Source organism: Flexithrix dorotheae DSM 6795, assembly GCF_000379765.1.
GTDB lineage: Bacteria > Bacteroidota > Bacteroidia > Cytophagales > Flammeovirgaceae > Flexithrix > Flexithrix dorotheae.
On sequence record NZ_KB903438.1, the window covers coordinates 90,649 to 104,918 of the forward strand.

Sequence of the window (14,270 nt, forward strand, 5' to 3'; positions counted from 1 at the left end):
TATTATTTTCCTAACCCTCCATCCTCAATTGTGAATTCTTGTAGTGGATCAAATTGATGGGAAATCAGTGGTTTATTTTCAAAATTATTTAAATCATAAGGGCCCTGAAAACCTAAAATTAAAATAGCTTTGTTTGCAAGTGTTATGGTATGGGTGAAAAATTCAGAGTGTTTATTTTTGAGTATTTGGTGAAGTTTGATTTCCCCATCCGGATGGATGATGGCCACCAAAATCTGGCTAAAATAATCCAAATTCTCTAAGGTGGAACTTTCATTGTTCGGAGCCATCCCGATAACATTAGCTACTAATACAAAATTTCCCTGGCAGAGGTGAATTTTCGGGGATTGAATGGAATAGGGCAAAGACAGGTTCCAGGCTTTTTTCAGGTTACCGGATAATCCTTCAATTTGGAAGTGTCCCTTTTTAGCCTGATAACCCATTATGGTTAGGGAATCCTCTGGATTTTTGAAAATAAATTCCAGTTTTTCATTATTGTTCAAGACCTGATTGGAAAGTAGCTTACCTTCATCATTTAATTCAATCAGATGCTGAAAAATTGAATCTTCACTTTCGGAAGATATTGTAGTGATTACATTTCTTCCATCAAAATTCAGTTGATCGGCATATCCAAATAAATTCTCCCCATTATTTAGTTTAACATCCAAAGTTTTTAGCCAGATTATTTTTTGTTGGCTGGCTTTGGCTACAAAGGGAATTTTACTTTTTCCTCTTTGATATCCAGAAATGTATTTGATATCATTTTCCTCATTAATCACTTTGAGCGTTAGAAAATGATCTTTTTCCACAATTGTAGCCAGGGGCTGTTCAAAAAGGGCCACCTTTATGTCTTTGTAAATGGCATAATTTGGCAGGAATTTTTTTTCAAAATATATCTGTAATAATTGTTCCCGTATTTTTTTATCACAGTATTGATTTCGGTTTTCAATTTCTTTCTTATTCGCTTCAAGAAATGATGAAAAACCTTCTATTCCTTGATACCTTTCCTGGAGGAAAGGACTTATCTCCTTCATTTTCAGAGAATCAAAACTGGATTCCTGAAGTATTTCAAAATAATTTTCAAGTGAATTAACCTGTGTTTTAAGGTCATAATAATATTTTATGACATTATTTCTGCCCTTCCCTTCGGGGTTAAAATCTTTTTCTGAATTGAATGAGGCTAATACATGTGTCTTTTTTTGTAGGTATTCGAATAGTTTTAAAGAAATAGAGGCGGGGGCGAGTTCTTTAATGAGATTAGTTTCGATTTCCAAAGAATCCAAATCCTGTGTGAGATTCAGGCTATCCGTGGATAGGGTATCGATAACATCGGACAATAATTGATCGGTTTTGATCATTTCCCTCCAAAATTCCTGAATTTGATTTTCCCGTGTAATTTCCAGGTTAAGCCACCATTTCTGGTAGTTTTTTACTTTTAGTGTATCCGAATGATTAAGGGCATTGTCAGTGGAAATTATCTGATCATCCTGTACAGTGAGATATTCCACGAAAATATTTTCTATATCAAATGGAAAGGAATCTGCAATATTTTGATATGCTGAAAAAGATTTTCTGAAATCAAAAAAATCTAATTTTAATGGTTCAATTGTGATGTCGTAAGCACTATCAGATAAGAAATATAATTCGTTTTTATTTGGATGTTTTTTCCTGATTTGCTCGAAATCATTGTCAGCTTTTTCTAAAGAATGAATTGCGTTTTCATAATTTGAAAACAGATCAGGGACAAGTATTTTGGACTCACTTTGATGCGCCAGTTCCTGCTCAATCTTGTCAATAAAGTCATCATAGGAAAGGTCCGTGCGAAGCGCTAAAATGCCAATAATCTCACCTTTGTTTTTTTGATAGAAATCTCTTTTAACCGAAGATATAACTTTCCCTGTAAAGTAGATTGAGGAGTCTAACAGAAAATTAAGATTATCCTGGAGTTTATTGATGCTTATTTGTCTGGAATTTTGCAGGTAGATTTTATGTAAATGAGTAATGGCCAGGGGATAAAATTTATCTCTTTTTTCAATTTCCAATAACAAATTGATTTTTTCATTTTGAGAAATATTACCCGATTCAACTTTCTGGGAAATGTCTTTGAATTTTATCCTTTTTTGAGCGTAAAGAGAGGTTGGGAAAACCAGACTAAAAAGGAAAAAAAACACAAGTATTGAAAACAATATGGACGGAGGTCTAAGCGAGAAATAAAACTTTGTTGTTTCCATATTTCTTTTCCCGGTAATAAGACAGTTAGCCATAATGACAATTTCATAAAACATCTATCACAAATATAAGCATTGCAAATTTCCAAAAAATGAGGTGCTTAAATTTTTCTGTTAAATCCTTGAAGCCAAAGACTTAAAAATAGTCTGTTTTGCTCCCTTCAGATATTCAGAAAATAACAAATAAAGTAGACTTTCAAGCGTAATAATGTGGATAACTTTTTTAAATAATTGAGATTGGCCTAAAGGTAAAAAAGCGGAAGAATCGTTTGCAAATTTTCTTTTTTAACCAAAGTAGTCCACCTCCTTACATATCAATCATTCATAATTTTAGAATAATGGAATTAATAATTCGGAAAATATTTGTGTCTTTTGTTTTATTCCTGTTTGGTGCTCATTCGTACGGACAGAAGGTTCTAACATTAAGTATGAATCCCAATATTCCAGCGCAATATGGTACTTTGGATGAGGCTATGGCTGCAGCCAGCACGGGAGATACCTTATACATTCATCCGGCAAAAGGGTATTATGATGGCGAAGATTCACTGGTGCTTGATAAAGCTCTGGTATTGATAGGAGGAGGATTTTATAACGGTTCGGATGAATTTGCGGGTGAAGAATCAAAGTTTAATAAAATCGTGGTGAGAGGAGAGGGTGATAATTCTGTGATTGCCAATCTTTACATCGATAGATTAAGTTTTGAGTCTTCGAATGATACTGATATTTCCTTCGATAATATTACAGTAAAAAATAACTATATCTCCAGAATTGACCTTTTCACCAGAAATGGTGCTTTTTCAACAACAGGTATTAGTATCAGAAAAAATATTATCCCTCTTATCTTTTTTAATGGATGGGAAAGTATTGGAAATGAGGCAATTATTGATATTGAAAATAACATTATTGGCCAAATTGCAAACGGTGGTGGCAATCGGCTTACCATCCGAAACAATATGTTCAATCCAAGACTTTTTGGTACAAATTCTCTTTTTGAAATTAACAATGCCACTATTATCAATAATATATTTTACGGGTATAATGACTATCAGGGTATTGGGATTTCTACCTGTAGCTTTTGCATATTTGAAAGAAACCTGTCCTATAGAGTAAGTGATGAGTTTGTGGGCGGACAGGGAAATATTATTGGTGCAAATAATTTGGAAAATCTAAATCCTTCTTTTACCTCGGGGACAGGAGAGTGGACCAAACTTAGTCAGATCATGGCTGTAGACCTGACCTTGAAGGAAGGCTCTCCGGCTATAGGTAGTGGGAGCGAAGGAACAAATATAGGAATTAGCGGAGGGAGGTATCCCTACAATCAATTGAAAAGATTTGCTTTTCCTCATGTAAAATCAATTGACATTAATGCGCCAGTAATTGGGGTAGATGATATGCTTCGCTTTACTATAAAAGGTGAATTTCCTCAAAATTGATTGCCCTCAGTTTTTGCAATCAAATTAAGGCGTTATTCAAATTAAATTCACCGTATCATGATTAAGAAATTAATATTATTTCTTTTGGCATTTACCTCTACAACTGGATTTTTGATGGCTCAAAAAATTCAACAGGCAGAATATTTTATTGATATTGATCCTGGAATTGGTAAAGCCACTCCAATCAGTTTTACCGAAAGCGATACACTCGTAGAGCGGGAAATTGAATATGACGTTTCTGGTCTGGATGTAGGCCCTCACCTTTTAATTTGCAGGGTGATGGATGAAAACGGGACATGGAGTTTAGCAAAAAGCACAAGGTTCTACATTGATGAGGGAAACACGGGGAGTGCAAAAACAGGAAAAATTGTACAGGCAGAGTACTTTATTGATGATGACCCTGGAATGGGTAATGGGACTTCATTAAATTTTGATAATTCTGCAGATACCCTTTCAAAACAATTTGATATTTCAGTGGATGGTCTTTCCCCCGGTGTGCATTATCTTGTTTGTAGGACAAAAGACGATTTTGGAAACTGGGGTGTAGCTAAGGCTATTCGATTTTTCATTGAGGAAGATTATACTCCCGAAGCGGATACCTTATTTGAAATCGAAGCTATTGAATTCTTTCTGGGGGATACCGATCCTGGAAATGGTTTAGCAAATAGTGTGGTAGTACAAAATATAGGGGATGAGTTTTTTGGGATGGATTCCGTTGATCTCTCTCTATCCGGCATATCCACTGGCAGGCATTATATATTATCCAGAGTGAAGGACAAAAGAGGCCTTTGGAGTCTTACAGTACCTACTCCTTTTGATTATTGTACTGGAGAGGGTTTAACAGCTAATTATGGCTATTCAAGGATTGAAAATACATTAACCCTGACGGATTCCAGTATTAATGCTGTGGACTACATCTGGGATATGGATAATGGTGACAGTTTGTATGCTCAGGAACCTATTTATACTTACAATATGGGTGGGGTTTATAAGGTTTGCCAGACAGTTTACAGTTTTTGTGATACCAGTACTTTTTGTAGAACCATCCTTGTGCCTACTCCCAGGGTAAAAGACTCTCTTCCTGATATTCAGTTTATTGAAGATGATCCAAAATTAATTATGACTAATGACCTGAACGAGGTGTTTGAAGATTTGGATGGGGACCCATTGTCATTTGATGTTGTTTCTGATCATAAATATCTGGTAGCTCTTATTGAAAATGAAATAGGCTTATCAATTCAGCCTACTAATGATTTGTATGGAGAGTACGAGGTAATTGTAAGTGCCGAAGGTGGTGGGGTAAAGGCGTATGATACTATTCAGGTCAAGATTACTTCAGTGAATGATACCCCTCGAATTGTTGAACCTATTGGAAGTTTAATTTATGATGAAGATTCTGGTCCCAGGTTAATTACTTCTGATATGAGAAAAATTATAAAGGATCCAGATGACAGTAGGTTAGAATATTTATTTACCTCAGATACAGCTGCTATAATTGCTCATATTACTAATATTTTTGATGATTCAGCCAGGTGGATTAGAGATGAGTTGGAGTTATCCTTTGAAGAAGATTTCCATGGCGTGGTGAATATGGAGATTACCGCCACGGATAAAAAAGGATTATCAATAACCGATCAATTTAAAGTGACTATTCTTTCGCTAGATGATGCTCCTAGGTTACTAAAAAATATTCCCAATTATAATTTTAATGAGGATGTCGGAACAGTTGTGCTTATTGATGATTTAGAGGAATACTTCTATGAACCAGAGGGTGATCAAATTATTTATTCCTTTGTTCAAAATGAAGATGAAGTAAATGTTTATGAAAATGAAGGAAAAATGTTGCTTCAGACAGTTTTGGACTTTAACGGGGAATCTGAGGTGGTGGTTGAAGCTTCCAGTACTACATTGGTTACGAGAGATACATTTAAAATAAACCTGAACCCCAGAAATGATGCTCCAAGGTTTTACAATCTGGACCAACTTGCTACCTGCCCGGAGATTAATTTCCAATTAGATTTATCCAGCTACTCAACTGATGTGGATGGTGCCGATAGTGATATCGTATATTCCTCCAGGATTGTGGGAATAGATAATGAAAAAGTAAGTAATTCAGATTTAGATCACTTTATCAATGGGAGTAATTTAATTTTATTTTCTAAAACCAAAGAGGCCGTGGTGTTTGATTTGCAAATTGGGGGAAAAGATGGCCAACAGGCAGTTGGGTATGATACCGTTCAAGTGAAGGTATTAGGAGCAAGTTTTACTCAATCCAATGATACTTTATACGCTTCTGAGGGCAATGAGTATCAGTGGTATTTGGATGGGAGTAAAATTGAAGGAGCCAATAATTCTTTTTTTAAAGGTGGGGGAGGAGGAGCCTTTCAGGTGGAAATAACCCATGATTCCTGCACTGTGTTATCAGAAGGGGGAGGGATCACAGGATTGCCTAAACACCACAGTTTTCATGACTTTACCATTTATCCTAATCCTAATAATGGATTAGTAAATATTCAATTTTACAACAATGTTCTTGGGATGGGTACTGTGAAAATTTATACCCAGTTCGGTAAATTGGTATTTGTAGAATCATTTGAAAAAAGTAAAGAAAGATTTGAAAAACAATTAAATGTTTCGGATTTGCCTAATGGGTTTTACTTTTTTGAAATATTATTTGGGGATAAAAGAGGAGTTCAGAAATTGATAAAGGAGTAATGTTTACATTTAGCCGTTTTGGCATGATTTTAACTATTATTTAGATATGTCAGAAGATCTGACGATTTCAGAAACATCCATAACCCGCAGATTTATAATGTGCGGGTTATTTGTTTTTAAGACCGGCTGATTTTGTGATTTGTTTTAAAACTCCTTCTCTTAATAAACCTGAATAGCATCCCCTTTTGCGTTTTTCCCCCGTTTAATAATTGTTAGTTTGATCACATTAAAGTGATGAATTAATGCAAATTTAAATGTGGTTTAGTTCATTTAATAAAAGGTTTACATTTTCCACCTATAATTATTGAATCATGGGTTTAAGAGATTTTAGTTTTTTATCCACAGAAGAAAAGTTAAAATTAATTTCAGAAAGAGGAAGCTACATGGGGGCCATTTCCTATCATAGGTTTAAGTTGAAATTATTTAAATTGGAGAATGAGTTTTATGAAATTTGGTATAGCCCTCGGGATAAGAAAACTGAGGATGTAAAACCTGCTTCCCGAAAAAGAATACACTTATATCCACAGGGAGAAGCTTGAAAACAATAAGCTTTATCATATTCTATTTATTTGAAGAGGTCGTAGAAATCATTTTTACGACCTCTTCTTATTTTACCAAAGAATTATATCCGTATCTTCAATCCAATAAATCCTTTTGCGTTAAGCTTTAAGTTATTAACATTAATTAAGGCTTTAACATGCGTATATTTCTTCTAATACTCCTATTCTCCTACTTCTATTCAATAAAAATTCACGCCCAAACTCCCATTCTTACGGCTCAAATTGGCCATGAAGGAAGGGCTAGTTTTGTCTGCTTCAGTCCTGATAATGAACTGGTAGCTACTTCAGGAACCGATCAGTCCATAAAAATTTGGAAGATCAAAGGAGGGAAACTTCTAAAAACTCTGGATGGACATAATTCAAAAGTGAGTTCTATAGCCTTCAGTAATGATGGAAACTTACTGGTAAGTGGCAGTTATGATAAAACTATAAAAGTATGGGAAGTTCATACCGGAATGGTAATTCAGACCTTAACAGGGCATGATAGTCCAATAAATTCTGTCGCATTTAGTGAGGATGGCTTAATGGTAGCCAGTGCAAGCGGGGATTTTGATAATGATCAATCCGATAATTCCGTAAGGCTTTGGGAAGTATTGTCAGGGAAAATGATTCTGAAATTAGAAGGTCATGAAAAAAGTACAAATACTGTAAGTTTCAATTCCAATGGAAAATATTTGGTAAGTGGAGGTTGGGATAATCAGATAAAACTCTGGTCAGTAACCCAAAAGAAACTATTGAGGACTTATTCCGGTCATACTGATCGGATAAATACCATAAAATTTTGCCAGGACGGTATGTCTTTTGCCAGCTGCAGTAATGACCAAACCATTAAAACCTGGGATATCATTAGTGGAGAAATGATCCATGATTTAAAAAACAACCTGGGTAATATTAACTCTTTTAGCTACAGTAGTGATGGGAAATTTATAGTCAGTGGAGGAGTTGGCAAAAAAGTAAATCTCTGGAGAGCAGAAACAGGTAAACTGGAGAAAACCTTTAATTGTAATTTGGGTTGGGTAACATCAGTGGCTTATAATCAGGAGGGGGAAATCATTGCCTCTGGTTCATCTCTTGATCATACACTTATCCTGGATGTAGAAAAGCAGGTAGAAATATCCCGTTTAGAAGGGTTTAGTAAAAAAATTACAACGCTGGAGTTTAGCCCAGATGGGAAAAGTATAGCTTTTGTAAATAATGGAAATAATATTTTTTTAATTGATGTAGCTACCGGAAGAGTTTCCTCAAAACTGACAGGCCACCGTGGATATGTTAGGGATTTGAATTTTTCTGCTGATGGGAAAAGCTTAATCAGTGTTGGAGCAGATAAAAGTGTAAAAATATGGAACCTGGATAAAGATGGCAATCCAAAATCCTTAAATGCACACAGAAAGGGCTTGTTTTCTCTCGCCTACAATAAGGAGAAAGGCCTAATCGCTTCTGGAAGTGGAGATGGAACTGTAATGTTATGGGAGTTGACTACAGGTCGTCCACTTGATACTCTAATAGGAAATACCAAGGCATATTTTGAGCCGGCCTGGTCTCTGGATTTCAGTAATGACGGGAAATATTTGGTAAGCGGTGGACATAATAGTGCATTGAAAGTATGGCAGGTTGAAAACAAAGCCTGCAAACCCTTAAATATGATAAAGGCCGATGCCGGGGCAATCAGGGCAGTGAAAGTTAGTCCGGACGGGCAATTTATTGCTACAGCCGGAGGCGATCATACTATAAAAGTCTGGAGTGGGGGAGGGAGAAATTTAATATCTGAATTGAAGGGTCACCAAAATGAAATTATGTGTCTGAGTTATAGTCCTGATGGAAAATATCTGGTGTCAGGCAGCAGGGATAAAACTATTAAAATATGGGATGCTCAATCCGGAAGGTTAATTAAAACTCTAAAAGGCCACACAGGAGATATAAATGCATTAAGTTTTAGTGGAAAGGGGCGGTTTTTGGTGAGTGGGGGAGATGATTCACAATTGAAGTTATGGGACTTTAATAAAATGCGGGAACTGGCCACTTTTATTATTTCTGAAAATGAAAAGGATTATGTGGTAATTACCAAAAGGGGATATTTTGAAGGGACCATGGATGGGATCAAAAGAGCACTACATTATGTTAGAGGAAATGAGGTGATCCCTTTGGAATCCTATTTTGAAAAGTTTTATACTCCTGAATTATGGTCGAGAATAATGCAGGGGGAAGATCCTAATGATATGGATTTTGACGTGGCTCAATTTATTAATATTCCCGCTGATATTGCCTTTGTTAAACCAGACAAAGGTGATAAAAATATCAGGTTTGATACCAAAAGAAGGCATTATCTGGCTCCTGAAGAAAAGATCAAAATCAGTGCGAAGGTATTGGATAATGGGGGAGGGATAGATGAGGTAAGGTTCTATCAGAATGGGAAATTGGTCTATACCACCGGAACTGCATTCAAGAATAAAATTAAAGATGGAGAGGAAGTAACAGTTTCATTTGAGCCCGTTTTGATTGATGGCTTAAATGAATTTACCACCATGGCTTTTAACAATGAAAGAACTGAATCACTGCATGATTTGGTCAGTATTTTTCATGACAATCCTTATAAACCCCAGGCAGATTTATATATTGTAAGTATAGGAATAAATGAATATATCAACCCTGATTACCGCCTAAGTGTAGCCAGGAAGGATGCCCAGGAGTTTGTAAAGGGAATACAAAATGGAGGAAAGGCTATTTTCCGAAATATTATTCCTATTGAAATTTATGATTCCCAGGCTGATATCCCTCATATATTCAACGCACTGGATTCGGTGGCTACAAATGCTCGTCCTAATGATGTTTTTATTTTTTATTTTGCCGGACATGGGGCCACAACTGAGGCAAGTCAATTGAAATCAAGTGATTATTATCTAATTCCTTACGATGTTACCCAAGTTTATGGTACCGGTTTGGAGATGGAAGAGAAAGCCCTTTCTTCGAGTGAGCTACTGGAATTTTCAAGGCAGATTAAGGCTCAAAAGCAATTGATTGTATTAGATGCCTGCCAGTCAGGTGGAGCCGTGAAGTCCTTTGCTACCAGAGGTCCGAAAGAGCAAAAAGCCATGATGCAATTGGCAAGAAGTGCAGGAGTAGTATTATTGGCTGCAAGTGGGCAGGAAGAATTTGCCTCAGAATTTGCAGAGCTTGGTCAGGGGGTGTTTACCTATGCCTTATTGGAAGGGATCAGGGGAAAGGCCGATGGTGGTTTCAAGGATAAAAAAATTACAGTGAATGAATTAAAGGGATATCTGGAGGATAGGGTTCCCGAGCTTACAGAAAAGTATAGAGGAAGGCCTCAATATCCAACAGGATATAGTAGAGGACAGGATTTTCCAATTGTAATTATTGAATAAAGTTTGAAATTTAGAATATTTATAAAATCAAAAAAGGAAGCTAATTTTGTTTAGCTTCCTTTTTTCTTAAAAATCGGTAAGTGCTGATTTACGGACTTTTTTAAGTTTTCTTCTGGGAACCTCTATGATTTCCAGCTAATTATTTTCCCCACCAAATACAAAGTTGGTACTGGTATAAGTAGTTCCATAATTATTGGCAAGGGTAACCACTTGCTTCATGGCATCTTTTAATTGCTCTACCGAAAGTTCAGCCAATGGGTGAGTGTATACTGACCAAACATAATCGTGAAATAAACTATATTTTGCATCAAGGGCGCGATCAAAATTTGCTTCCAATAAGGTCCTCATTTCATCTTTATCCATCTTCTTCTGCTCAACAATTGGAGTCATAATTCTTACCCTGTTAGCATCCTCATCAGTAATTACCAACAATAATCTTTCTTTGTACTCAATTTGCCAATTCCCAAGTTGCCCCTCTACATTATAAGCTTCCCTTAATAGGATTTTATTCACCTTTGTATTAGTCATTTTGTCAAAAGGTGACTGAGCCTGGGAATTTTGGATGGAAAGTAAATTGATTGAAATGATTATTGCAATTAAAAAAAATGAGTTCTTGACCAGCGGTTTCATCTATATAATGTTTCAGTGTATCTTTTACCAATTATTTTTATTCTTAAAGTATTAGTGGTTGGACAGGAATCAAATAATGAATAACAGTCGGAAAATTTCGCATTTTGGTGTGTTAATGCCCAAAAATTAAAACACCGATAATAGTTTCTTAAGTAAAGTTTAAATTTAGCAATAAAAATAGCTAAATAATTGAAAATTCGGAATTATTCAGATAATAACTCACTTTGGTTTTCTTTGAATTGGATGGTTAGCTCTTGACTATCAATGGTTTATTGTTAGATTCTGTCTTTTAAAAGTTTGTTAAATTAATCCATTAATAAGGACACCATTGTGAATTGAAAGTATTATAAGGATTTGAAAATTTTATGCAGAATTTTCTATTCCTGAAACATTTTCCAATTAAGCTTACAAAAACCTCCCAGTTCTTTAATTACTTTATTGAAATCAGTAATATTAAAGTCGAATTGACTTGAAATGAATTGTAAAATTTCGCTATTAATGTTTAAGAAGATATACAATTGGACCTTTTTATTTTTTTTATGGATTCCTATCGCTTTGGTAGCTCAGAAAAAGAATAATCCTTCCTATAAAAACCCAAAACTTCCCGTTGAGGAAAGAGTCGAAAATCTGCTTTCACAGATGACTCTGGAGGAAAAAATTGCGCAAATCTCCTGTATCTGGCAGCAAAAAGATGATTTGATCCTTGATGAAAAAGGCTTTTTTGATCCAATTAAAACCAGTAAATCGTTGCCATATGGAATTGGTCAAATTGCCCGGCCAGGAGAGGGGCTTAATCCGGTTAATTTGAAGAATAGAAGTCCCAGACAAATGGCTGACTTTACTAATACGATCCAAAAACATTTCGTGGAAAATACCCGCTTAGGAATACCTGTTATTTTCCATGCGGAATGTTTACATGGCCATGTCGCAAAAGATGGAACCAGTTTCCCTCAGCCTATCGGGATGGCCAGTTCCTGGGATATCGAGTTGGTGGAAAAAGTATTTAGCACCACTGCCGAAGAAGCCAGGTCAAGAGGTATCCATCAGGCCCTTGCTCCAGTGGTAGATGTAGCCCGTGACCCAAGGTGGGGAAGGTTTGAAGAAACATTTGGGGAAGACCCTTTTCTGGTTTCCCGTATGGGCGTGGCCGCTGTTAAGGGTTTTCAGGGAAATAATGAAAATGAAATTGATAAGAAACATGTAATGTCTACACTAAAACATTTGGTAGGCAATGGACTACCGGAAGGGGGGAATAATACTGCACCGGCTCATATACCCGAACGGGAGTTAAGGGAAGTTTTTCTTTCTCCCTTCAGGGCTGCTGTAAAAGAGGCAAATGTGATGAGTGTCATGGCCTCCTACAATGAAATTGATGGAGTACCTTCCCATGGAAATCCTTTTTTGTTAAAAAAAATATTGAGAAATGAATGGGGATTCAAAGGTTTGGTCGTATCAGATTATTCCGGAATTAGTGATTTATACAAACTTCATTTTGTAGAGGAAGACAGTATTTCTGCGGGAATAAGGGCTATCCAGTCAGGGATTGATGTAGAATTACCTGATCAGCACAGTTTCCCGGCTTTGCTGGATGTGTTTAAAAATGGAGCGCTTTCGGTAGATATTTTGGACTCAGCTGTATACAGAGTATTAAAAAGTAAATTTGTGCTGGGCTTGTTCGATGACCCATATGTAAATCCTGATCTTACTGAACGTGTGGTTGGAAGTGATAAAAATGGGAAACTGGCTTTAGAGGCAGCTCAAAAATCTATTGTACTTTTAAAAAATCAGAATAATATACTTCCGGTAAATGCCACCGATTTTAACACTATTTCAGTAATAGGCCCTAATGCCGATAAAGTATTATTAGGAGGGTATAGTGACTCCCCGCCTTATTTTGTTACACTTAAACAGGGAATAGAAAACCGAATTGGAAATCTGGTGCAGGTAGTTTATAGCGAAGGCTGCAGAATTACCAAACCAGGTAACTGGTATCTCGATCAGGTAGAACTTCCCCGAGAAGAAGAAGACCAAAAATTGATGGATCATGCCTTAATGATTGCTTCCAGAAGTGATCTGATCATTATGTCCATGGGGGGAAATGAACTGACCTCAAGGGAAGCTTGGTCAGAGAATCACCTGGGGGATCGTGCCAGCCTTGATTTAATTGGAAGACAGGAGGAATTGTTTATGGAGCTGGTTCAAATGGGGAAAAAAGTAATTGTAGTACTCAATAATGGCAGGCCATTAAATATTAAGAAGATTAAAGATCATGCCCATGCCATTCTGGAATGTTGGTATTTAGGGCAGGAATCGGGAAATGCCATTGCGGATGTGATTTTCGGGAATGTTAATCCAAGTGGAAAATTGCCCTGTACTTTTCCCTCATCAGTTGGAGCTTTGCCTGCTTATTATAACCACAAACCGTCAGCTAGGAGGGGGTATCTTTTTGATGATACAACACCCATCTATCCATTTGGTTTTGGATTAAGTTTCACTTCATTTCGATATGGAGATCCTGTGTTAAGTTCAAATTATATTAGAATAGGGGAAAATGCTACCATTACTTTTGATCTTACAAATAACGGGACATTAAAAGGAGATGAAATTGTACAGCTTTATATAAGGGACCAGGTGAGTTCAGTTACAAGGCCAGTTTTAGAATTAAAAGGGTTTCAAAAAATTCCCCTTAAACCAGGCCAAATGAAGCAGGTGAGTTTTGAGATAACCCCTGAGCTGCTGAGCTTCTATAATGAGGAGATGAATTTCACTTTAGAGCCGGGGCAATTTGATATTTTTGTAGGCCCATCATCGATAGAACTAAAAAAGGTCGTACTTACAGTTGTTAAGTGAAATTATTAAAACTTTAATTTTATGAATAAAACAAAAGCTGCCTAATTATTCTGGACAGGGTTAGTTTGCCTGATTTTTATCCTGAAGACCCTTTTAGGAGTAAATTGGAGGGATAAATATTAGTATGCTGATTATTTTTCTTGATGTAATTTATTTGAGTTTACTATACCAGATTTATATTAATTTTAGTTAATCCAGTCTTTTGGGATGAGAAACTGGTGATTCCATTTTTAATTTTACAAACCATAATTTGTAAAAAAAACAGGTATTCAAACTCATTTACACTAAGTTTTTTAATAAAAAAACTCTTTAAAGAGGATGCGTCAGATTGATGAGCAAGCTTTGATAATAATTACATTTGGCTTAAAATTATCATGTAAGGTTTGAGTGCTATTTTAAATTTATCCTTGAGCAACCCTCTTTTCCCTTCCTATTTCTACATGACATCCTAATTTATATTAAGGATTGTAAATATGA

The 14,270-nt window shown here is 36.0% G+C and carries 7 protein-coding genes; 5 read left to right on the forward strand and 2 right to left on the reverse strand.

Annotation, left to right across the window (positions count from 1 at the left end):
* Nucleotides 1-2: 2 nt before the first annotated feature.
* Nucleotides 3-2,261, reverse strand: a complete 2,259-nt coding sequence (locus A3EM_RS0112710) for a hypothetical protein (protein WP_157637861.1) — start codon at nucleotides 2,259-2,261, stop codon at nucleotides 3-5.
* A 302-nt stretch (nucleotides 2,262-2,563) separates the two neighbouring features.
* On the opposite strand from A3EM_RS0112710, the gene A3EM_RS0112715 reads away from it, so the two are divergent.
* From A3EM_RS0112715 to A3EM_RS0112730, 4 genes are all read left to right on the forward strand, one after another.
* Nucleotides 2,564-3,658 carry a right-handed parallel beta-helix repeat-containing protein gene (locus tag A3EM_RS0112715; RefSeq protein WP_020528600.1) on the forward strand — a complete coding sequence of 365 codons (1,095 nt, stop codon included), beginning with the start codon at nucleotides 2,564-2,566 and terminating at the stop codon, nucleotides 3,656-3,658.
* 57 nt (nucleotides 3,659-3,715) lie between these two features.
* Nucleotides 3,716-6,373, forward strand: coding sequence for a T9SS type A sorting domain-containing protein (locus tag A3EM_RS0112720; RefSeq protein WP_044238257.1), 2,658 nt, complete (start codon nucleotides 3,716-3,718; stop codon nucleotides 6,371-6,373).
* A 311-nt stretch (nucleotides 6,374-6,684) separates the two neighbouring features.
* Nucleotides 6,685-6,912: a hypothetical protein gene (locus A3EM_RS0112725; protein ID WP_020528602.1), complete on the forward strand. Its 228-nt coding sequence runs from the start codon at nucleotides 6,685-6,687 to the stop codon at nucleotides 6,910-6,912.
* Between the two features lie 158 nt (nucleotides 6,913-7,070).
* Entirely contained in the window at nucleotides 7,071-10,313 is a 3,243-nt protein-coding gene (locus A3EM_RS0112730; protein ID WP_020528603.1) for a WD40 domain-containing protein, read from the forward strand.
* Between the two features lie 135 nt (nucleotides 10,314-10,448).
* Here the strand turns inward: A3EM_RS0112730 and A3EM_RS42255 are convergent, their stop codons facing one another.
* Nucleotides 10,449-10,841 (reverse strand): type III secretion system chaperone family protein, encoded by a 393-nt coding sequence (locus A3EM_RS42255; protein WP_044238293.1) that lies wholly within the window; start codon nucleotides 10,839-10,841, stop codon nucleotides 10,449-10,451.
* Between the two features lie 600 nt (nucleotides 10,842-11,441).
* Between A3EM_RS42255 and A3EM_RS0112740 the strand changes: the two genes are divergently transcribed.
* On the forward strand, nucleotides 11,442-13,793 hold the full coding sequence (locus tag A3EM_RS0112740; RefSeq protein WP_020528605.1) for a glycoside hydrolase family 3 N-terminal domain-containing protein: 2,352 nt from the start codon (nucleotides 11,442-11,444) through the stop codon (nucleotides 13,791-13,793).
* Nucleotides 13,794-14,270 lie beyond the last annotated feature (477 nt).